Raw genomic sequence first — 23369 nt, 5'->3', positions numbered from 1 at the left:
TTTCTTATAGTCTTTGTCTCAGAACAGGAACCACGGAGTTTTTCCACTCGTAGAAATCTCCTGCGATAATGTGTTCTCTTGCTACTTTCACCAAATCCAGATAAAATGCAAGGTTATGGATAGAAGCAATCTGTTTTGCCAGATATTCTTTGGATACAAACAGGTGACGAAGATACGCTTTTGAATATTCACGATCTACAAAGCTGGTTCCAAATTCATCTAAAGGCGAAAAGTCCTGCTTCCACTTTTCATTTTTGAGGTTCATTACGCCTTGCCATGTGAAAAGCATTGCATTTCTCGCATTTCTTGTAGGCATCACACAATCCATCATATCAATTCCCAACCCTATAGATTCCAGAATATTCCATGGTGTTCCCACGCCCATCAGGTATCTTGGTTTTTCTTTAGGAAGAATATCTGTCACTTCATCGGTGATTCTGTACATTTCTTCTTCAGGCTCACCAACAGATAAGCCTCCGATAGCATTACCTTCAGCACCTGCCTCGGAAATCACTTCTGCGGAAATTTTTCTTAAATCTGAGTAGGTTGACCCCTGAACAATCGGGAAAAGTCTTTGCTTATGGCCATACAATTCAGGATTGTCATTCGTCCATTCAATACATCTCTTCAACCAACGGTGTGTCAGCTCCATAGATGATTTTGCCTGGTTATATTCACAAGGATACGGTGTACATTCGTCAAAAGCCATGAAGATATCTGCTCCGATCTGTCTTTGGATCTCCATTGATCTTTCCGGAGAAAACATATGATAGCTTCCGTCAATATGGGATTTGAATCTCGCTCCTTCTTCTGTCATTTTTCTGTTGCTAGCTAGCGAGAACACCTGAAAGCCTCCTGAATCGGTAAGAATGGGAAGATCCCAATTCATGAATTTATGTAATCCACCTGCTGCCTGCATGGTTTCCATACCGGGACGAAGGTAAAGGTGGTAGGTGTTACCCAGGATAATCTGGGCTTTTATGTCTTCTTTTAATTCTCTCTGATGAACTGTTTTCACGCTTGCTACAGTTCCCACAGGCATAAAAATAGGAGTCTGAATTTTCCCGTGATCTGTGGTGATTTCCCCTGCTCTAGCTTTTCCTTCAGAGGTTTTTTCTATATTAAAAAATTTCATTCGTACTACTTTTTCTTTGCTGCTTCCAGTGATTATCTTTTGCTCCGGGAAAACCCGTTTCCCAATTTACCTCACTAAAGGCGTCATGTTTCCGTTTTGCTTCAATTTGTCCTTTATATATTTATCTGCTTTCGGATCTTTTTTCATCAGGATCTCCTGGGCATCATTGGTGATGCCTTCCATTTTTTCTTTAATGATATAATATTTAAAGCTTTGAACAAAATCATCCGGTTTTATATGGTGAGTGTTCAGAACAAATCTTGTTCCTGCCTCCATATTCCTGTCCTGATACATAAAAGTAGCCTGCTCATTGAGCATAAGATCTGCAATCACTTCAGCCATCACTTTTTCATCGATAAGGTTTTTAGGCTTATCGATAAAATCATTGCATGAAAACAGGCCCAGCAAAACAAAAACAAGAATCAGCTTTCTCATCAGTTTATCTCATTATTTTTAAAGGTCTTAGAACTTTACATCTATTTCTCTTGCTTAGAAGAACAAATTATGCTCCATTTTATAACCTGTTGATGATGGACTTCCACTTTAAGTTTAAGACACCAAAAACAGCTTCATGGATAATTCCTCCATTCATCTTACTTTCTCCCAGAATTCTGTTGGTAAATATAATAGGAACCTCTACAATTCTGAAACTTTTTTTATACGCTCTGAATTTCATTTCTATCTGAAATCCATATCCTTTTAATTTCACATTATCCAAGCCAATTTCTTCAAGGACTTTTCTTGAGAAGCACACGAAACCGGCTGTGGTATCATGAATCGGAAGCCCCAGAACAAATCTCACATATTTTGATGCAAAATAAGAAAGTAAAACCCTCCCCATCGGCCAGTTGACCACATTCACTCCCTTTGAGTAGCGGGATCCGATAGCCATATCTGCGTTCAGGCAGGCTTCGAAAAGCTTGGGCAGGTCATTGGGATTATGTGAAAAATCTGCATCCATTTCGAAAATATAATCATATTTATTCTCGATGGCCCACTTAAAGCCATGGATGTACGCTTTTCCCAAACCATCTTTTACATGTCTTATCGACAAGTGCAAATAGTGCGGATACCTTTTCTGTAATTCCTTTACGATCTCTGCAGTTCCATCCGGAGATGAGTCATCCACTACCAAGATATGAAAGTCATCTTCCAATGCAAAAACCGCGGAAATAATATTTTCAATATTTTCCTTTTCGTTATAGGTTGGGATAATGACTAGTTTTTTCATTTCAGTTTGCAAAGATAGTTTATTTAACCTTTTTATTTTATACAAAATAATCTATAATTTTGCAAAAATATTTTCGAAAGATAATGCCATTGACACAGAGACTTTTATTCAACAGTTTCTGGGGTAGGCAAAATCCGGAGAATAATATATTTTGCCATCCAATCATTGATTAAGCATAATAAAACCTATGCCATATCCATGTTATAAAGCGTAAGACCAAAAACATTAAAAAATTAAATTTTGCTGTCGTCACAAAACTTTGTTAATCATGTAAGAATACCTGAAAATAATGATTGGGTAATTTTTATACTCGTAGGGTGTATATTTTTGTATGTTTTTATGATGAACATTATAGAAAGAGATGCCACCCTTAAAGATTTCCTGCTTCAAAAATATTTTGATGCGAGCAACAACCTGCCGAGCTGGATCATCACTTCATGTGTGACGACCCTGACTTTATCGGTTTTAATTTCCCAATATATTCCTATAGTTCCGAAATATATTGCAGATCTTCAGCTTTTCGGGTACCAGTTGAATAAATTTGGGTATACTTTATTGGCCGTACTGTTTTTTTATCTTATAAAATCGACATTAGGGTTTTTATTTTATCAAAGTATAGGAGATGGAAAAAAATGGACAATATTTTACTTCACCTCCACAAAATTTTACTTTATTCTGTCATTTTTGTTAATAATTCTGTGTGTAACCCACTATTACTTCCCCATAGACAGAAATAAAATGTTTTTGTATTACATTTTCTTCTTTTCTTTTGTATTCGTTTTCAAGGTCTTTTTCTATTTATTTCACAAGAACAAGATTCTTCCGGAGAAATGGTATTATAAATTTTTGTATATTTGCACCCTCCAAATCGCACCATTATTACTGCTTTGGAAGTTGTTATTTTTTTAATAAAAGTCAATGATGAGAATAAAGTCCATATTGGTTTCTCAACCAGCGCCTAGTGAGTCTTCTCCATATTTGGATATAGCGAAGAAGGAAAAAATAAAGATTGATTTCCGTCCATTTATCCACGTTGAAGGAGTTGACAACAAAGAACTTAGAACACAAAAAATTGATTTAACGCAATATACCGGTATCATTTTTACCAGTAAAAATGCGATTGACCATTACTTCAGACTTGCAGAAGAACTGCGTTTTGCAGTGCCGGATACGATGAGATACATCTGCCAGTCGGAAGCAATTGCCAACTATCTTCAAAAGCATATTGTGTACAGAAAAAGAAAGATCAGCTTCGGCGAGAAAAATTTCTCTGATCTGCTTCCTTTGTTCAAAAAATTCCCAACTGAGAAGTATCTGTTGCCATCTTCAGATGTTTTAAGTCCGGATATTGTAAAAACCCTGGATTCTGCTAACGTGGAGTGGACAAGAGCCATCATGTACCGAACGGTATGTAGTGACCTTACAGATATCAACATTAAAGATTATGACATGTTGATCTTCTTCAGCCCACAAGGAATCAAGTCTTTGCAGCAGAATTTCCCGGATTTCAAGCAGGATGAAACAAAAATAGGGGTTTTTGGAAACACCACTTTAGCAGCAGCAGAAGAAGCTGGACTAAAGGTGGATTTAATGGCTCCTACGAAGGAAACTCCTTCTATGACCATGGCCCTGGAAAAATATATTAAAGCTCTTCATAAATAGTTTTAATACAAGAATAAACATTACCATCTTTTCATACAGGAAAGATGGTTTTTTTATTAAAAAAAAGACACACTCATTGGTTATACATTGAAAAACAAAATATTACAGCAATATTTTTTTCACTTAATGGGGATTTTTATATATTTGTTGAAAACCTACCCTATGAAAAAATTATTATTTTGTTTATTTTTATTCACAATTGTATTTGTAAATGCGCAAAATGACAATTGTACAGAAGCAACCTCCTTAAGTGTTGGAACAGATTTCGCATCAGGAGCAATCACAGCAGACAATACCGGAGCAACCACTGACGGCTCTCTCCCTTCATGCAATTCCTATGCTGTTGAAAATGTTTGGTTTACAGTAACGGTACCACAAAGTGGAAATCTGAAGATAGAAACTCAACAAGCTCCAGGTTCTGATTTTGACGACACTGTGTTGAGCGTTTATAGTGGTACCTGTGGATCTTTAACAGAAATCGATTGTAATGATGATAATAGTCAGGATGACTTCTCGTCTATTTTACTGACCGGACAAACTCCGGGAACAACCTTATACATCAGCGTCTGGAAATATAGCTCTGATATAAGTAGTGGAGAATTTCAAATTTCAGCCTATGACCCAATTTTACCAGTCAATGATGATTGCTCGGAGGCAATCCCTCTCAATGTTGGTAATGATTTCGCATCGGGAGCAATTACAAAAGGCAATACAAACGCAACTACTGACGGCTCTCTCCCTTCATGCAATCCCTATGCTATTGAAAATGTTTGGTTTACAGTAACAGTACCACAAAGTGGAAATCTGAAGATAGAAACTCAACAAGCTCCAGGTTCTGATTTTGACGACACTGTTTTGAGCGTTTATAGTGGTACCTGTGGATCTTTAACAGAAATCGATTGTAATGATGACAATATCCAGGATGCCTTCTCATCTATTTTACTGACCGGGCAAACTCCGGGAACAACCTTATACGTCAGCGTCTGGAAATATAACTCTGATATAAGTAGTGGAGAATTTCAAATTTCAGCCTACGATGACACTCCGCTATCCACTCATGAAGTAGCCGACAACAAAAAGGAAATTACCGCATCTCCAAACCCTTTTACTGATCAGCTTACCATCTCTGACATATCCGGTGTACAATCAATTTCGATTATAGATACTTCAGGAAAATTGATCAAAACAATTGAAAAGCCGACCTCTTCAATAGAGCTGAAAGATTTAAAAGAAGGGTTATATTTCATTACTTTAAAAATGAAATATGGTAGTATCAAAACAATAAAAACCATAAAAAAATAAGCTTATTCTCCAATATTAGTGAAAAGGCTATCAAAAATTTGATAGCCTTTCTTATATTTGAACAAGAATTAACATTGAAATAAAACCTCCGTATTTACTAAAGGTAGAATACAAAGACGGAACAAATTAAAATATTCGGATGAAAGCTCCACAGGCAAAAAAAATAGAGAAAATATTAGAAATACACGGCGACAGAAGGACAGATAACTACTTCTGGCTCAACGAAAGGGAAAATCCCGATGTCATCAAATATCTTGAGGAAGAAAATGCGTATGAAGAATTCATCATGAAGGATACTGAAGAGCTTCAGGAAGAGCTTTTCGAAGAAATGAAAGCCCGCTACAAAAAAGATGATGAATCGCTACCCTATTTCTTTAACGGATACTGGTATATTGTACGCTATGAAGAAGGTAAAGAATATCCTATATTCTGCAGAAAACAAGGCAGCCTTGACAATGAAGAAGAAATCGTTCTGAATGTCAATATCTTAGCAGAAGGGGAAAGTTTCTTTGAAGTAGGAAGTGTAGCAGTAAGCCCTGATAACGAAATGGCTTCTTTTTCTGCCGATAACGTAGGAAGAAGAATTTATACATTAAACTTCAAAAATTTAAAGACCGGAGAGATTCTTCCGGACATCATTCCCAACACTACAGGAAAGGCAGTTTGGGCCAATGATAATAAGCATGTCTTTTACATCAGAAAAGATAAAAGCCTCCGTGCATTTCAGGTTTACAGACATGAGCTGGGAACGGATTCTTCGGAAGACGTCCTTATTTTTCATGAGAAGGATGAAACTTTTGATGTCAACGTTTTTAAAACAAAATCATTACAATATATCTTTATTGCAAGCTCCAGTACAATTTCTGATGAGCATCGTTTTATTCCTTCTGACAATGTTTTTGCAGACTGGACCATAATTCAGCCAAGAATAGATGATCTTGAATATTCTGTAGAACATTATGAAGATGAGTTCTATATCATCACCAATGCTGACGATGCCATCAACTTTAAGATTGTAAAAACGAAGATCGACAACTGTGGTATGGAAAACTGGGTAGATGTGATCCCTCACCGTGCTGAAGTCTTGCTGGAAGGTTTTGAAATTTTTAAAGATTATCTGGTACTGGAAGAAAGAGAAAGAGGTCTTTTACAGATCAAAATTATAGATGAGAAAACACAGGAATCTCATTATCTGCCTTTCTCAGATCCAACCTACACAACGTATATCGGTATTAATCTTGAATTTGACACAGAAGTTTTACGCTACGGATATACTTCATTAACTCAACCAAGCTCTACTTACGAGTATAATATGAAGGATAAAACCACGAAACTTCTGAAACAACAGGAAGTGCTGGGGGAAAATTTTTTCCTGAAAATTATATTTCCGAAAGGATATGGGCAGATTCCAGGGATGGAAAAACAAAAATTCCCGTTTCACTTGTGTATCACAAAGACACAAAAAAATCAGCAGACACTCCTCTTCTTCTGTACGGATATGGAAGCTACGGACACACTGTAGACGCAAGTTTTTCCAACGTAAGATTGTCTATTCTGGACAGAGGATTTATGTATGCAATTGCTCACATCCGGGGAGGAGAATACCTGGGGAGAGAATGGTATGAGGACGGAAAAATGCTGTTTAAGAAAAATACGTTCTTCGATTTTATTGATGCCGGGAAATATCTGATTAAAGAAAATTATACTTCTTCCAGACATATGTATGCGATGGGTGGCAGTGCAGGAGGTCTTTTGGTTGGCGCTGTAGTCAACTATGAACCACAATTATTCAACGGAATTGTTGCGCAGGTACCTTTTGTAGATGTTGTTACCACGATGCTGGATGACACTATTCCTTTGACAACGGGAGAATATGATGAATGGGGAAATCCAAATGATGAGGAATATTATCGTTATATGAAAGACTATTCTCCATATGATAATGTAGAGGCAAAAGATTACCCTCACATGCTGATCACTACAGGATTCCATGATTCGCAGGTACAATACTGGGAACCTGCAAAATGGACTGCCAAGCTAAGGGAATTAAAGACCGATCAGAATATTCTGGTCTTTAAAACAGACATGAGTTCCGGGCACGGAGGGGCAAGCGGAAGATTTGAATCTCTGAAGGAAGATGCGCTGGAATATGCATTTTTGCTGAAGATAAATGGTAACGGATAAGAGATAAGCGATGATCAACGAAGCAGAATACTGGAAAAAAATAGAACAATTCTTTGAAGATAATTTTCAAACTGAGAAGAATCCTCCTATTGAAACGCTGTTGTTTCTGATAGGACTTCAGGAACTAGGAAGCGGACAACAAAAATATACCAAAGAGGATAAAGTCAACCTGATTCATATAGCGGTATGCAGATTGCTGGAGCCGTTTGGATATTATAAATTCACTCATTATGAAGATGGGTGGCCACAGTTTGACAAACTGGAAGACCTTCCTGAATTAAGGCCCAATGAGCAAAGTTTGCTGATGAAAAAGGCTATTATTCAGTATTTCCAGGAGGAAGAATTACTATAAAAATAAAAGCTTGGATATTTTCCAAGCTTTTTTATGTGGTAAAGAGTTTATGATTCTTTATTTCAGAATCTCCTCAAGTTGGTTCAGTCCCATAGTAAAGCCTTCCTGAAAGCCCATATCAAACATTTTTTTCATGACTTCCTGAGACTGGTAGTGGATATTTATGGTAACCTTTGTGCCTTCTTCAACACCAGTAAAACCTATCAGCCACTTTGATGATGGAAAATCTTCATTGACATTCCCGTCTTCATCGCAGAATGCACTCATCCAGTCAAAGCTTCTGTGTTCTATAATCTCGCCATATTTTGATTGTGAATAGGATTTTTCACCATTGGGGCCTACCATGGCATATAACCAAATTCCATCTTTTTCAAAATTCTGCCTTATCGTCTCACATCTCCAGGGTTGAGGACCCCACCACTGATCCAATAATTGAGATTGGGTAAAATAGTTCCATACTTTTGAAACATCAGCGTTATAAATTTTCATTACATAAGCACTATTTGCCTCAAAATCTTTGTTGAAAGTGATATTAGATTCCATAAGTAATTATTTTTAATAAAGGTAATGCTTTATTTACTGACGGCACTTTTCATAGGACAAGTAAACGAAATGATCATCACTTATTTTGCCGGTATATTCACTTCTTTTCAAGCCATTTCATCCAATCATTGGCAACCACAGTCCAGTTATCCACCTCATGATCCGCAACGCCGTTTTTCACCGGAAAAAAATTATGATCACAATCAAAATAAGATGTAAAGGAGTAGTTTGCTTTATGATTCTGAATAGCCAGCACCTGAAGATAATCGTTAAAAATACCATTTTGATCTTTTGTGCCATAGGTAACCAAAACCGGAATTTTAATTTTTAATAATGTAGGGGTAAAATTTTGAGAAAGCGTGTAATGATAAAAACTGGTATTTTCTTTATCCGTCTCTTTTTTATCTTTATTTGCTACAATTTTTTTCCAAAAATCAAGACTTTCACCGGTCCAGTTCTCTTTTTCTTCAGCACTCTGACGATTTTCGTTAATAATACTCATCATCCTTCCCAAAGGATTTCCCCCGGAATAAATAAGATGTGTAATTTTATTGTTGTGTGAGGCCATTTCCAATGCAACATAAGAACCTTCAGAATGTCCCGCTGCTACTACTTCTTTCGGATCTGCCCAGGTTTGTTTTAACAATTTTTTTAACAGGGCGTTGTTTCGTTGGTAATAGTATTCCAGGTTATTATTTGAAATATATTCTGCAGGAGGAAGGCCTTCTTTCGGATAGCTTAGATCTTCCTGTAGGTTTTTCAGATTTTCTTTAATAGGAATTCCCGGCTTGCTGACAACGACCAAATGATATTTTTTGACAATAATATCCAGGTCAAAAGGAAGAAACGTAGGAAATGTTCCTTTTTTTGTGACATATTCTAAAGGTCTGGCAAGGCTTCCCTGACAGAAAAAGAATACAGGTTTTTTTACATTTTCTTCTCCTTTCACAGAGCATACAATATAATTGACAATTGTATTTTTATAGATGTCTTTATACTCCTTTATTTCTGTATTCTGGGTCCAGGCAATGGTATAGATTACAAGGGCCAATAGAGAAAACCTAAATTTCATTCTTACTTATTTACTTCAAAATTACCTAAAAAAGTAGCCGTTATATCTAAATAATTATTTTCAAAGGTAGAGCCGTCGTGAATACAATTGTCCGTAGGTGCAATATAATACTCAAAAGGCCTTTGTCTGATTTTAAGCACAGGATAATCCGGGAAGTATTTAAAAAAACAATCCGAAATATTTTCAACATTTAAAGTATTACTATCCATCACCTGACTTAGCATCTCTTTAATCTGAAGCAATGTCAGATTAATTACAAACAAATACCGGTCCTCGTTTCCTATATTGATACACATTCTGTTTCGTGAGGCATGGGCAGATTCAATATTGAAAACCGTACTGTGATCAATGTGAAGCCCTATGTACTCAAAATCATCCATATTAAGGTTAATACTGGTAACATAACGCCCGCTGGGTATCACTGAAAGCCTGTGAAATTCCAGCGTATCGGTATTGGGGCAAAGATCTTCTACAAAAGAATTCAGTTTCTCATTAAACAACTCAAGGATCTCAGAGTTTTCTTTCAGTCTCTCAAAAACGACTTCTCTTTCGTGTAAAGAATGGATGTCAAAATTTTTAATAAGATCTATGAGATTTTCAGGCAATTTACCAATCGATAAATAATCTGAATGTTGATACTGATCAGAAATAATAAGGTCCTTTTCATGCTCATCCAGTTTTCTCCAGTCGGATTTGGGTATAAAGGCATTATCTCTGAAAGGAAAATCCAATTCGGCAAATTCCATTGCTGAGTGGTGTACTGAACCTCCGTTGATTTCAATGCTTTCTATATCTATATTGGGTAATACATTAATTCCTTTAAGCAGTTTCATAAAACAAATCTTTTTTGATGTATGTTATTAAGTCAGTAAGAACCTCACAATATATTGAAGGATTATTGAAGTCATTACTGTTTTTATTATATCGGTGAACCAAAAATCCTCCGCCACAAACTTCTTTTATCTCACATTTCTGACAATCATGGGGCAAATCGGTCGTGTGAGCAAAGTAATATTTTTTGAAAAGCCCAATATGATGCAATTCGTCGATATCATGATCAGCTACATTGATGTTTCCTCTTGTTGCCCCGCTGAATGAAGTCCTTAAAGCATCTATAACTTCAATATCGCCATTGGTCTCAATAACAGCAACTCCATTTTCACAGTTTCCGATCAGATGATTCCCAAAATTTTCATATCCTGAAATCAACTGAATGATAAGTTCAAAAAAAGGTATTGATAATCTGTTCGTATCTTCTTTCCAGGTTTCATACAGACTGATGAGCCATGATGATGTTTCAGGAATAAATTTGTCCAACGGCAGATAAAAAGCTGGAATATTCGAATAATTGATATTCGGCAGCAAAATATTAAGCTGATGATGATTCACCTTTTTCATATGATAATAAAAATCAAAAGGATCAACATCGGGATTGGCCACAGAAATTATCCCTTTCACGACATCAAAATCCTGTATTGACTTCAGATTTCTTATAATATCGTCATACGACCCTTTTCCATTATGCTTTTTCCTGAACAGGTCATTAATTTTTCTTTCACCATCAAGGCTTATCCCAACATTCACAGAATATTTTTTCAAAATTTCCGCCCACTTTTTATCCAGCAGCACTCCATTGGTCTGCATAAGAAAAGTAATTTCAAGATCTTGATTGATTGCCTTGATGGTTTCAATACAATCCACAAAATATTCCTTATTGGTCAACAACGGCTCTCCGCCATGGAAAGAAATAAAAACGTGAGGAATCGAATATTTCCCTGTATAACTCCGTAGTTTTGTAGAAAAATTGAGAAGATTTTCTTTGCTTATAAATTTAGGTTGATTCTTATAGGTCAGATCTCCCATATTGTACATATGGCAATAAGAACAGTTTAAATTGCAGTGGCTTGCAATTTTCAAGATAAATGATTCTATTTTCATGTTTTAAAAACATTGGCTGTTCCTTACTACTAACGAACAGCCAATTTATTTACAGATAAGATATTAATTACCCCTCTAATTCCTCACCAGGACGTTTTACATAAATAGAATCTGCATACTTTGAACCTACCTCGCTACATCTTCCAGCTGCAGTTCCTCCCATTACGAAAGATAACAGGTCTTTTTTTAATGCTTTTTTCTCAACGGTGTTTAATTGCTTTTTTCTGTTCTTGTTTTCATAAACAATAAAAATTTAAAATGTTAATAAATTATTTAGTTTTCATCTCAAAGCAGAGATGAGTTATTAGTTTTAATTATAAGTGCCAAATTTATAAATATAATTCATACTTCAAAGTTTTTTTTTATTATGTTAACCAGCAAGGCAAGCTATTTTGGCGGAAAAATTAAATTCAGGTTACACGATGGGAATAAAAAAGAAATCCCTTTATTTAAAACGGATTTGTAGCTTACAATGGTAATAATTCATAAATAAATGTTAAAAAACACTCTTTTAAGAAAAAAAAATACAATTTTTTGGCTCGTTTTTTGTTTACGTAGTCTTAAAACAATTAATTTTAACATTCATTTTTCCAAAACATATATAATTACATAATGAATAACAAATTCATCCCAATAATTTCGGTGTTTATGACAATCTCGCTGATTGTCTTCGTTACGCTCCAATTTTATTGGCTGAAAGGCTATTATGGTGCTCTGGAACAGGACTTTTCAAACAAAGTCTACTCGGTACTGGAAAGTACTTCGAAAAGTATAGAGGAGATTGAAGCCGATAAATATTTGAATCAGGATTATAAAAATTTCAGGAATAATATTGTTGCCAACAGCAAAGAGCCATCTCTGACAACCATTCAACAGGTAGAAGATTCCGGGACACAAAGGCAGATTATTTATTCAAAAAATATCATTTCCAAAACCCAGCTTCCTATTTCTCAAAAGGGAGATTCTGTAAAACTGACCACTTTATATACTGACGAAGCCGCCTATAAAATAAAAAAAGACACGACCAACCGTGAGCTTTTAACAGCAGATATCAACCAGGATATTGAAACGGGCGATTACTCTATGAAAGAGTTTGTAAAGGTATACGGGAATAATCTTCCCATTACCAAAAGAGTGGATCCTACCGTACTGGATTCTGTGATTACCAAGGAATTAAAGATCAGGGGAATTACGGCAAAATTCGGATATGGAGTTCTCGATAAGAACAGCAAGCTGACCAGCATCGTGAACAAAGCATACAAAGAGAAAAAGATAATAGCACCTACAGTTATCCCCTTTTTACAGATAAAAAGAACACCTTATACAGTCTGGCCCTGGTGTTCCCTAAGAAAGAATATTCTCTCGCAATGAATAACTGGCCGATGCTGTTAGGAACTTTTCTTTCTCTGCTTACGATTCTTGGAATTTATATTATTTCCATCAATTATATGATGAAACAGAAAAAACTGGCGGAAGTAAAGACAGATTTCATCAATAATATGTCTCATGAATTCAAAACACCGCTTGCAACAATTTCAGTGGCAACAGATTCTTTAGCCAATGACAAAATTGCAACCAATCCTGATAAAGTAAAATATTACTCGGAGCTCATTAAACAGGAAAATTTAAGGATGAAAAAACAGGTAGAAAATGTCCTTAATATGTCTAAACTGGAAAGAAATGAGGTTGAATTATTTTTAAAGGAAACCAATGTAAGAGAGCTCATTAAAAAGACTACCGAATCTTTCAATCTGATTGTACAACAGAGAAACGGTTCACTTACCCAACAATTTAATGCGACCCAGTACAATTTTAAAATAGATGAGTTCCACATCTCCAATATGCTGGTTAACCTATTGGATAATGCGAACAAATATTCGCCTGAAGCACCGGAAATTCATATTGAAACAAGAAATGAAGGCCATTGGTATGTGATAGAAATTTCTGACAAAGGAATGGGAATGGAAACCCAGAATAAAACCAAAATTTTCGAAAAATTCTTCAGGGAAGAGACCGGAAATATCCATAACGTAAAAGGGCAAGGTTTAGGCCTTTCTTATGTTAAAAAAATTGTAGAGCTGCATAAAGGACAGATTATCGTAGATTCCCATAAAGGTAAGGGAAGTACATTTATCATAAAACTGCCCATGAGCTAAACGTGATATAAAAAATAAAAAAGACTGGACATCTAATAAACCAAATAACAATATATAAGAAGATAGAGTGAAGAAGTTCATTCTTAATTATTAATTTAATTATTAAAATTATGAGCAACAGAATATTATTAGTAGAGGACGATCAGAGTTTCGGGGCGGTACTTAAAGATTATTTAACGATCAATAATTTTGAAGTTACCCTTGCAACGGATGGAGAACAAGGATTGAAAGAATTTACGGAAAATGAATTCGACATCTGTATATTCGACGTCATGATGCCTAAAAAAGACGGATTCTCATTAGCTGAGGACGTAAAAAAGATTGATAAAAATACTCCTATCATATTCCTTACTGCCAGAAATATGAGAGAAGATATCTTGAAAGGATATCAGTTGGGAGCTGATGATTACATTACAAAGCCTTTTGATACTGAACTTCTTTTATATAAGATCAAAGCTATTCTACAAAGAAGCTCTACCCTGGAAAATGAAGAACAGGAACAATTCAAAATCAGCAATATTTTCTTCGACTCTATGCTGAGACAGCTTAAAGTGGGTGATAAAGAATACAAACTTTCTCCGAAAGAAAATGAGCTGTTAAAGCTTCTATGTATCCACAGAAACGATTTCATGCCCAGAGATCTTGCGTTAAGAAAGATCTGGAAGAAAGAAAACTACTTTACAGCGAGAAGTATGGACGTATATATCGCTAAACTTCGTAAGCTATTGAAAGATGATGAAGGATTGGAAATCATCAACGTGCACGGAGAAGGATTCAGACTTTTGGTAAAAAATTAAGCCCAAAACCGGATTATAAATATAAAATTAGCAAAGCATTTGAAAATGTTTTGCTAATTTTGTTTTATACCCATGAATAAATGAAGAATACATTTTTAGACCTGGCAGCCCTATCCTTGTTCGCAACGTCTTGCAGGAAAGATGAAAGAGCTACTTATATTAAAGAAGAAGCCAGTGTTCAGCAATCTGTTGTAACCACAAATACAACTTCAAAAACAGCTTTGATGGATCAGGCCGGAATTCAATCAAATCCTAATCCTGCTCCCGTAGCAACAGCTGCAGGAATGAATCCTGCGCACGGACAGCCGGGTCACCGTTGTGACATTCCTGTAGGACAGCCTTTAAATAGCCAACCCACAAACTCTGCGACACAAAATATAACAGTTGGCAGTAATAACACTGTTCAGATTGATCCTAATGCAGTTTCACCGGGCAAAATAGCAATTGACAACAACGCTAAACAAGTAAAAACAGCCCCGGGCATGAACCCTCCTCACGGACAGCCAGGCCATCGTTGTGATATCCCGGTAGGGCAACCATTGAACAGCAAACCTGCACCCGCCTCTCAGCCCGTTCAGAATACAGCACAGGTAACACCTCCACCGTCTCCCGCACAACAGAATCTTGCCATGGGAGAAAAACCTAAAGTAAATCCGGCCCATGGTGAACCTTGGCACAGTTGCTCTATAAAAGTTGGTGATCCTTTACCATAAATTTCGTAATTTTGCAGACATGAAGCTGTTTCACCTATTGACGATAGTTTTTTGCTTAGGAATTTTCTTGATTCCTAAAGACAGCTTCTATGCAGAATCTATGCAGAAAACCTGCTGCAAGGAAGAAACCCAAAAGAGTGATTGCTGTAAAAACCACTCTTCAAAAGAACATAAAGGAGACAGAAAAGAATCTTCCTGTAATGATGACTGCTGCTCATCCTGTATAGCCTGTTTCACCTTTATAGAAACTCCTTTTTCAAAAAATTTACGTCTGGAACTGTCTTATTACAAAGCCAATAAGAACCCGCAGTTTCAATACTCAGATCCTTATTTATCAGATCGTTTAAAAGAAATCTGGCAGCCGCCGAAGATAGGATAATTACATACAGCCTGTTCATTATATAACGTAATGAACCCTTTTTTAATTAATCTAAACTTTTAAACAAAATGAAATTATATATTTCCAAGTTACTACTTGGTACATTATTCTTATTTACTCAATTAATAGCTGCACAAAATCTTACAAAAAACCAGTTCAAAGTAAAAGGGAACTGCGAGATGTGCAAGACAAGAATTGAGACTGCCGCAAAAAAAGCAGGAGCAAAAAAAGCGGACTATTCTATTGATCTTCAGACTTTAACATTTGAAACCGACAAAACTTCTGCCGAAGACATTCTAAAAAAGGTTGCCGAAGCAGGACACGATAACGAGAAGTTCAAAGCATCCAATGAAACGTATGAAGGGCTTCCGGGGTGTTGTCATTACGAAAGAAACCTGCAGCCGGCATCTTCACAGACAGAAGCTCATGAACATCATAAAAAAAATGAAAATGAGTTTTTCGTAAAAGGAAACTGCGCTTCTTGTAAGGCCAGAATTGAGAAGGCTGCAAAAGAAGCAGGAGCAGACCATGCAGAATGGAGTGCTGAAAAACAGACTGTCGTCCTGCAATTCGATTCTTCAAAAACGTCTCCTGACAGAATTTTAAAATCCATCGCTGATGCCGGTCACGACAATGAAAAGTATAAAACGACCGATGCCACTTATAAAAACCTTCCGGGATGTTGTCTATACGACAGGGACGTTCCTTTCGGAGAGGCCAACCCGAATGTACATGATGATGAAGCAACAAAACATGAAGATCACGAAATGCCTTCTCATCGCGATTCAGAGAGTACAACTGAAAAAAAAATTGAAGGTGTCGTAGTGACAGGATCCAAAGCAGCAACCTCCGTAAGTAAAAAAGAAGCAGGACTGGTTTTCAATATTGATAAAAAGAATTATTAAAAGCTGCGTGTTGTAATTTATCTGAAAGTTTTGAGACCAATGCAACAGTGGATGTTTCTTTCAGTAATGCGGTTACAGGAACAAAGCAGTTGAAAATGCTGGGATTAGATCAAAAATACACAAGTCTCACGAAAGAACAGCTGCCCGAAATCCGGGGTCTTGCTTCTGCGTACGGATTGAATTTCATTCCTGGAAGATGGATTGAAAGTATCCAATTAACAAAAGGAGGAAGTACAGTAACCAACGGTTACGAAAGCATTACAGGACAGATCAATACTGAGCTTCTGAAAAATGCTAAATCACCGGAAACTTCCCTCAATCTTTTTTCTGATTTTAACGGAAGAGCTGAAGCCAACATTACCCACGTATCCCCGATTAATGACAAATGGTCACAAACCTTTCTGCTACACGGAAACGGTACCTTTGGGAATACGGATATGAATCATGATGGTTTTCTTGACAGACCGAAGGGAACACAAATTAACGCAGCTTACCTTTTAAACTACAATGATCTTGAGAAATCGGGATTCGGATCTCATTTTGGAATTAATTTCATCAGAGACGAAAGAACTGCAGGACAAATTGGTTTTGATAAAAAGCTGGCGCAGGATAAGCAGCCTGCATATGGGGTAGGAATTGATATATCGAGATTTCAGGTCTGGAATAAAACAGGGTATGTTTTCAAAGGAAAACCTTACCAGAGTATTGGCTGGATGAATCAGTACGTATACCACCAGCAGGACAGCTTTTTCGGACTGCGAAATTATGCGGGACAGCAACATACCTATTATTCAAATTTAATTTTTGAAAGTATTATCGGAAATACCAATCACAAATATAAAGCCGGTGCAAGCTTTTTATATGATGGCTATAAAGAGACTTATGTAACGGATGATCTTCGAAGAAACGAGATTGTTCCCGGTATTTTTGCAGAATATACACTTACAGGGTTAAAATATACCTTAGTGGCAGGCACAAGGGTAGATTTTCACAATTTGGCAGGAACCCAGTTTACCCCAAGACTTAATTTCAAATACGACTTTACGCCGCAAACGATCTTAAGGCTTTCTGCCGGCAGAGGATTCAGAACAGCGAATGTTTTTGCCGAGAGCCAACAGTATTTTGCGTCCAACAGAACGATTAATATTCTGCCTAACGGAGGAAATATTTATGGTTTAAAACCAGAAATCGCTTGGAATTATGGAGCCAGTTTACAACAGGAATTCAAGCTTTTCGGAAGAAAATCAACAATTATTGCAGATTTCTTCAGAACAGACTTCCAGGACCAGGTATTGGTGGATCTGGACCGTTCTCCCCAACAGCTGACTTTCTATAATCTTGAAGGAAAATCATTTGCCAACTCATTCCAGACGCAATGGGATTTTACTCCGTTTAAAAACTTTGATGTAAGATTGGCGTATAAATATTATGATGTACAGGCAGATTATCTAGGAGGAAGAAGAGAGGTTCCTTTCATGGCAAAACATAGAGGTTTTGTAAATCTGGCCTATGCAACCAATAAAAATGATAAAGGCGGATTCTGGAGTTTTGATACCACTTTGAATTGGGTAGGAAAACAAAGGTTACCTGATACCGCAAGCAATCCTGCCGAATTCCAGCTACCTGCCTATTCTGATTCTTACGCAGTACTGAATGCTCAGATTTCCAGAAATTTCAATAAAAAGATCAGGGCTTATGTAGGTGGTGAAAACCTTACTTCCTATTATCAAAAAAATGCGATTGTAGATTTTAGAAATCCTTTTGGAAATTATTTTGATGGCGGAATGGTATATGCCCCGATTATGAAAGCTAATTTTTATGTCGGACTGGACGTGACATTCTAAATTTATCTAATAGAAAATTATAAAAACAGCATTGAAGAAATGCTGTTTTTTTTGTTTTAGTAGGCAAGCATATTCTTTTTGAGTGAATTTCGGGATTTATTTATCTCAACAAAGCTTTTAAATTAATAAAAAACAGCTATTGTCAATTAATAATGCAGAGAAATAAAAAAATTGAGACATACATAAGACAGCAAATACTACCAACTGACAATCAATAATTTACATGTAAAAAATATTGATATTCAAATATCCAATTTTATAAATCTGATGGATTATATTTTTTAAAATCGGGGACTATTGGATATGTTTGTTAGGAAAGTACCACTTCCATTTTCAAAAACAACAATGACCTTAGCTATAAAATACTTGATAAAATCTGCAGAGAATTTATGTACTATGCAGTAGCCTAAAGTAGCCGGGTTTATGTGGCTGCTAAAACTAATAAATCAATTTTCATGAAAAAAATTAATTTAAAACATCTTAAAGCAGAGGTGAATGAAAAACTTACAAGGGAACAATTGAAAAATGTGTTTGGTGGAATTGCTGCTGCCACAGGGAACGGAGCATGTGTATTTAGCCAACCTTTATGTTGGAATTACAATTGTACAGGAGATGCAAGAAGTAATGGAAGAGGTGGTTACGAATGTTGTGGACCAAAATGTGAATAATCAATCACAGTTTGAGCAATCACCCATTGAATAAAGCACCTTACACAAAAGCTATCCAGATCTAAGCCTAAAGTGACTGGGCTTATGTAGTCACTACAACATCAAATTATTAGCAACTATGAAAAAAATTAGTTTAAAACATCTTAAATCAGGTGTTAATGAAAAACTTAGTAGAGAACAACTGAAAAATTTATTTGGCGGACTTCACGACCCGACAGATCAATACTGTGGTGGCGGAGATATGTGCCATTCAAATTCAGAATGCCCTGAGGGAACTGCCTGCGGCATATTTTACTCTTGTTTAAGATGTTTAAAAATCTAACAAGCTGGTTTCTGATAGACAGGTTTTGTCTATCAGATTTTTTTCTCATTTATAAAATCTGATACCTTAAATATGCTTTTTCTTTCCGCTCAACCTGATGACATTTATTTTATCTGGCAATTAGAGGTTCTGATAAGAAATCTAAGCCAACTTGGTATATCAAAAAAGGATATACACATTGTAATTGGATTTAATCCTGTTATAGGTCTTAAGAAAGAGTTCAATCAGTTTGTACAAGACAATCACACATTTGCAAGCTTCTTTTTATATCCGGACACCCGCTCCCGGAACCAATACATTTCTACGATACGTCCTCATTTGTTAACAAAACACTGGGAACAATTTCCTTCCTTGAATAATCGGATAATTTTTTATCACGATTCTGATATTATTTTTAGCAGAATTCCATCCGTAGAAACAGATGAGATTAATTATGTATCAGACACACGCTCTTATTTGGATTCAAATTACGTTGTAAAAAGCACGAACAAAAAAATTTTAAAAAAGATGTGTTCTATTGTAGGAATTTCGGAAGACACTGTAATAGAAAATGATTCTCACACTGGTGGAGCACAATATTTATTAAAACATATTACAAAGGAGTTTTGGGAAAAAGTGTATGAGGATTCGGAATCAATATTCTGTTTACTTGAAGATTTTAATAATGATGAACAACAGAAACTGATCGGCAATCCGGAATATATGCCTAAAAAAGTACAAGCCTGGTGCGCTGACATGTGGGCTGTATTGTATAATCTCTGGTATTTTAATAAGAAGGTACAGATACATCCTGAGTTGGATTTTTGCTGGCCAACTGATCCGATTCATGATTATCACGAAAAAGCTATTCTTCATTACTCAGGAAGTCATCAGGAAAGAGAATTATTCTTTTACAAAAGAGATTACATCCAATATGCTCCGTGGTATGACAATAATCTATATGCAATTCCGGATACCAACTGCAGCTATCCTCTGATAAAGCATATAAAAATGAGAAAACAGGAGTTGGATCGAGACCGGATTGAATTAAGAAATTCCTTGTTTGTGGTAGAAAATACAACCGAAAGTACATTTAATAAGATCAAAGCATATCTATTAAAGCACCTGGACACCGAGGTAATTGATGCTGCCGAATTTTCGGGCGATAATCGGGAAAAAACGACAATCAGGATTCCAGGCCCTGTACTTATTCCTATTGTAAGTATTATGAAAATTGTCGAATTTCCCTATACTTATTACCAGTTTCCTGTATATTACAAGATTGATCAGCTTTTCGACACTGCTTTTTCTAAAGTTTTGGATGGTGATATTTTAACACAAAATATTGGCAAATTCTCAAGATACGAAACTGCAACAACCATCCAAAAAGCTGAAGGTTCCACAACTACAGACTTTCAATCTCTTATACAAGTAGAAGACCCTATATTTTTACTCTTATGAACACAGGATTAACAGATAATGGACTAGCCATCATTGCTCTGCGTTTATTTCTAAGTAATGAAAGATCGCAATTCGGAGAAGGTGAAAGCATTCTAAATACAATTGCTGAAAGCATTTCTCAATCAGATGACTATAGCTTTGAAAATGGAATTATAGGATTTGGCTGGCTGGTAGCTTATTTGCACTATCAGGAATATATAGATATCGATAGTGATGAAATATTGGAGGATGTGGATGATCAGGTCTACAAGTACACATTACAAATTATCAGCAATAGCAAGGATGAGACGGATACCCTATTAGAAATTGTCAATTATTCTCTTATTCGCCATCTTAATAAAAACCCGCAAGAGCTGCATTATCGTAAATTCATTCATTATGAATGTATCAATCTTATCTTTGACATCTTTACGCATTATCTTGAAATAAGTCTGAATAAAAAAAATATAGACCCCACGGAGCTGCATAACTGTTGTAAAATTCTCCTAAAAATTAGCTATTGCCTCGAATATATAAAAAAGACAGAATGGAAAAAAACACTTTTACAGCAGCTGGTAAAGATAATCCATCATCTGGAGCTGAATTTTAATAAAAATAATTACCCCTATGAAGATCTCCTGATTCTTTTATTAACCGCCAAACAAAGAAAGTACAAACTGGCGGAAAATAAAATTTTAGATTTGATTTTATCATGTACTACATTTTCAAATCATTTTATACTTGACACTCTTAAAAAGCCTATTGTGCATCATGCAGATTTACAGGATCATGAACTTTTATTTCTGCTAACAAATTACAATATCGATTCCTTCTCTGTTTAAATCTTAAAATAGAATATTATGGCAAAAGAACTATTTGAACATAAAATTATTATTCTTGTTCCTTTTAGAAATCCTGGAGATTATATTGTCGATTGTGTCAATTCCATTTTAGCTCAACAATATACTCATTATGAAGTTTATTTGTTGGATGATAATTCCGATGATCATTCTTTTGAACTCATACAAGAACTTCTGGAAGCTGCAGATCATTTTCATTATGTAAAGCGTGAAAAAAGAATGGGAGCATTATCAAATCTTCACAAAGGACTCACTGAAATTCCATTGCAAGATGATGATATCATTGCTATTGTAGACGGTGATGATTATTTGTTTGGTGAATATTCTCTGCAAATCCTAAACTATACCTATAATGACGAATCAACCCAACTTACTTATGGACAATTTATTGATTCCTATGGAAATCTTGGCAGCATCTCTCCTTATACTGAAGAAGAATTTAAAAATTTAAGAGCCTCACCATGGAAGGCGACACACCTTAAAACTTTTAAGCATCATTTGTTTAAAAACTTTCTACGAAAAGATCCAGCCTGTCAAAATTTAAAAACAGAACATGGACTCTTCTATCCATCAACTTATGATATGGCCATCATGTTTCCATTAATAGAAATTGCTGGATATGAGCATTGCACATATATTCCGAACGTTCTTTATTGCTATCGCCTGCATTCTCAGAATGATCATGCTACACCTGAAGGAAGAAAACTTCAGATAGATTCAGAACTGCATATAAGATCAAGAAATTCGATGTCTAGATAGAATCAATTTCTTGGTGTTTTCAAAAATCACCACCACTGAAATATTAAAATAACACTGTACATAAAGCAGAAACAGCATCAAAATTTGATGCTGTTTCTATTTACACATTTACATTTAACATTTACTAATTATGGATTCATCCAAAGTTTAGTACAATTCTTTCTCTATGGGCAGACAAAATATATTCCCTTTCTTCATGATTCTGAAGTCATCAAAATAAAATCCTACCTCTAAACCTTTCACTTTATGTATGGTTATATCGTTTTCATATGAGCAACTCAGATCGAATAGCCCATCTTCTATTCTTTGTAATTCCCAGTTCTGCACCTCACAATCCAATCCGGGGTGAACTTGTTGGTTTAAAATAAGGTCAAGCAGCCAGAAACAATTCTCATAAACAGCTACATTATTAATGCCTTCTGTAATCTTATGACCTTCTTTATACTCATGTAAACTATCTGGAAACGTATAAATATCATACAGATCATTTGCAGAGTTTTTTGATTTTGTTGTGCTTGTTACTAATCATGGCGTTATTGATTTTTATATTTCTGCTTTAATTATTAATTTTAATTCTTCAATTATTAACATTGTTATGTTAATAATGTTTTTTATCTTTGACAAATATAGTCTAAATTTAGACCAATTTAAAAAAAATATGGACAAAATTCAAACCATAAAAGAAAGAATTTTCATTTTCCTTGAAAACAGGGGCATTAAGAAGGAAACTTTTTACAAAGAAACAGGCATGTCATCCTCAAATTTTAAAGGAGCAGGTCTGAAAAGTGATCTTGGAGTAGATAAACTTGCAAAGATTGTGAATGTTTATCCCGAATTAAAGGATAATGAGAATTTAAATTGGTTGATTACCGGACACGGGAAATTGAATCTGGATTCAGATTCGCAAAAAGAACAGCAAAGAATGGATGTTTATCGTGAAGAAGAGCATGAAAAGCTGGGTGATCTGCTTGCTAACTTATTTGCACAATATAATACTCAGGATAAAGGTATCTTATTTATCCAGAGTCAACTTTCAAGGATGGAAAAAAAGTATGATGAAGCTATAATAAAGCAAAATAAATATTTGGAAGAAATTTTATCTCTGACAAAAACAGCGGTCAAATAATA

General features: G+C 35.6%; 20 protein-coding genes and 3 pseudogenes. 16 read left to right on the top strand and 7 right to left on the bottom strand.

What is annotated here, in order from left to right:
• Positions 1-4: 4 nt before the first annotated feature.
• From tgt to H3Z85_08765, 3 genes are all read right to left on the bottom strand, one after another.
• Positions 5-1135: a tRNA guanosine(34) transglycosylase Tgt gene (gene tgt, locus H3Z85_08775; GenBank protein QPQ53404.1), complete on the bottom strand. Its 1131-nt coding sequence runs from the start codon at positions 1133-1135 to the stop codon at positions 5-7.
• A 66-nt stretch (positions 1136-1201) separates the two neighbouring features.
• Positions 1202-1570 (bottom strand): DUF4296 domain-containing protein, encoded by a 369-nt coding sequence (locus H3Z85_08770; protein QPQ53403.1) that lies wholly within the window; start codon positions 1568-1570, stop codon positions 1202-1204.
• A 79-nt stretch (positions 1571-1649) separates the two neighbouring features.
• A complete protein-coding gene (locus H3Z85_08765; GenBank protein QPQ53402.1) occupies positions 1650-2366 on the bottom strand; it encodes a polyprenol monophosphomannose synthase in 717 nt (238 codons plus the stop codon).
• Between the two features lie 240 nt (positions 2367-2606).
• Between H3Z85_08765 and H3Z85_08760 the strand changes: the two genes are divergently transcribed.
• From H3Z85_08760 to H3Z85_08740, 5 genes and pseudogenes are all read left to right on the top strand, one after another.
• A complete protein-coding gene (locus H3Z85_08760) occupies positions 2607-3275 on the top strand; it encodes a DUF4271 domain-containing protein (protein ID QPQ53401.1) in 669 nt (222 codons plus the stop codon).
• 12 nt (positions 3276-3287) lie between these two features.
• Entirely contained in the window at positions 3288-4028 is a 741-nt protein-coding gene (locus H3Z85_08755) for a uroporphyrinogen-III synthase (protein QPQ53862.1), read from the top strand.
• 162 nt (positions 4029-4190) lie between these two features.
• A complete protein-coding gene (locus H3Z85_08750; GenBank protein QPQ53400.1) occupies positions 4191-5330 on the top strand; it encodes a T9SS type A sorting domain-containing protein in 1140 nt (379 codons plus the stop codon).
• A 139-nt stretch (positions 5331-5469) separates the two neighbouring features.
• Positions 5470-7514: pseudogene (locus H3Z85_08745) on the top strand (S9 family peptidase).
• Between the two features lie 10 nt (positions 7515-7524).
• Positions 7525-7866, top strand: a complete 342-nt coding sequence (locus H3Z85_08740) for a hypothetical protein (GenBank protein QPQ53399.1) — start codon at positions 7525-7527, stop codon at positions 7864-7866.
• Between the two features lie 57 nt (positions 7867-7923).
• Here the strand turns inward: H3Z85_08740 and H3Z85_08735 are convergent, their stop codons facing one another.
• The 4 genes from H3Z85_08735 to H3Z85_08720 form a co-directional block, all read right to left on the bottom strand.
• The gene (locus tag H3Z85_08735; GenBank protein QPQ53398.1) at positions 7924-8409 is read right to left on the bottom strand and encodes an SRPBCC domain-containing protein; all 486 of its coding nucleotides are present in this window, start codon (positions 8407-8409) and stop codon (positions 7924-7926) included.
• A gap of 97 nt (positions 8410-8506) precedes the next feature.
• On the bottom strand, positions 8507-9481 hold the full coding sequence (locus tag H3Z85_08730) for an alpha/beta hydrolase (protein QPQ53397.1): 975 nt from the start codon (positions 9479-9481) through the stop codon (positions 8507-8509).
• A 2-nt stretch (positions 9482-9483) separates the two neighbouring features.
• Positions 9484-10314 carry a hypothetical protein gene (locus H3Z85_08725; protein QPQ53396.1) on the bottom strand — a complete coding sequence of 277 codons (831 nt, stop codon included), beginning with the start codon at positions 10312-10314 and terminating at the stop codon, positions 9484-9486.
• The gene (locus H3Z85_08720; protein QPQ53395.1) at positions 10301-11419 is read right to left on the bottom strand and encodes a radical SAM protein; all 1119 of its coding nucleotides are present in this window, start codon (positions 11417-11419) and stop codon (positions 10301-10303) included. The genes H3Z85_08725 and H3Z85_08720 overlap by 14 nt, the downstream gene beginning before the upstream one ends.
• A gap of 612 nt (positions 11420-12031) precedes the next feature.
• On the opposite strand from H3Z85_08720, the pseudogene H3Z85_08715 reads away from it, so the two are divergent.
• The 11 genes and pseudogenes from H3Z85_08715 to H3Z85_08665 all read left to right on the top strand — a co-directional run bounded on the left by H3Z85_08715 (position 12032) and on the right by H3Z85_08665 (position 23367).
• Positions 12032-13575 (top strand): annotated as a pseudogene (locus tag H3Z85_08715) (HAMP domain-containing histidine kinase).
• A 110-nt stretch (positions 13576-13685) separates the two neighbouring features.
• Positions 13686-14372, top strand: coding sequence for a response regulator transcription factor (locus tag H3Z85_08710; GenBank protein QPQ53394.1), 687 nt, complete (start codon positions 13686-13688; stop codon positions 14370-14372).
• Between the two features lie 80 nt (positions 14373-14452).
• The gene (locus H3Z85_08705; GenBank protein ID QPQ53393.1) at positions 14453-15085 is read left to right on the top strand and encodes a hypothetical protein; all 633 of its coding nucleotides are present in this window, start codon (positions 14453-14455) and stop codon (positions 15083-15085) included.
• Positions 15069-15464: a hypothetical protein gene (locus tag H3Z85_08700; GenBank protein QPQ53392.1), complete on the top strand. Its 396-nt coding sequence runs from the start codon at positions 15069-15071 to the stop codon at positions 15462-15464. Before H3Z85_08705 ends, H3Z85_08700 begins: the two co-directional genes overlap by 17 nt.
• Positions 15465-15532: 68 nt before the next feature.
• Positions 15533-18213 (top strand): annotated as a pseudogene (locus H3Z85_08695) (TonB-dependent receptor).
• A 455-nt stretch (positions 18214-18668) separates the two neighbouring features.
• A complete protein-coding gene (locus H3Z85_08690) occupies positions 18669-18881 on the top strand; it encodes a hypothetical protein (GenBank protein ID QPQ53391.1) in 213 nt (70 codons plus the stop codon).
• Positions 18882-18999: 118 nt separating this feature from the next.
• Positions 19000-19203, top strand: coding sequence for a hypothetical protein (locus H3Z85_08685; GenBank protein ID QPQ53390.1), 204 nt, complete (start codon positions 19000-19002; stop codon positions 19201-19203).
• Between the two features lie 507 nt (positions 19204-19710).
• A complete protein-coding gene (locus H3Z85_08680; protein QPQ53389.1) occupies positions 19711-20643 on the top strand; it encodes a hypothetical protein in 933 nt (310 codons plus the stop codon).
• Positions 20640-21464 (top strand): hypothetical protein, encoded by an 825-nt coding sequence (locus tag H3Z85_08675; protein QPQ53388.1) that lies wholly within the window; start codon positions 20640-20642, stop codon positions 21462-21464. Before H3Z85_08680 ends, H3Z85_08675 begins: the two co-directional genes overlap by 4 nt.
• A gap of 18 nt (positions 21465-21482) precedes the next feature.
• The gene (locus tag H3Z85_08670) at positions 21483-22241 is read left to right on the top strand and encodes a glycosyltransferase family 2 protein (GenBank protein ID QPQ53387.1); all 759 of its coding nucleotides are present in this window, start codon (positions 21483-21485) and stop codon (positions 22239-22241) included.
• 511 nt (positions 22242-22752) lie between these two features.
• Positions 22753-23367 carry a hypothetical protein gene (locus tag H3Z85_08665; protein ID QPQ53386.1) on the top strand — a complete coding sequence of 205 codons (615 nt, stop codon included), beginning with the start codon at positions 22753-22755 and terminating at the stop codon, positions 23365-23367.
• Positions 23368-23369: the final 2 nt, after the last annotated feature.

This window comes from Chryseobacterium indologenes (assembly GCA_016025055.1).
Classification (GTDB): Bacteria; Bacteroidota; Bacteroidia; order Flavobacteriales; family Weeksellaceae; genus Chryseobacterium; species Chryseobacterium indologenes.
Note: the sequence above shows the minus strand (reverse complement) of the source record. Positions and strands in the feature narration are given on the sequence as shown.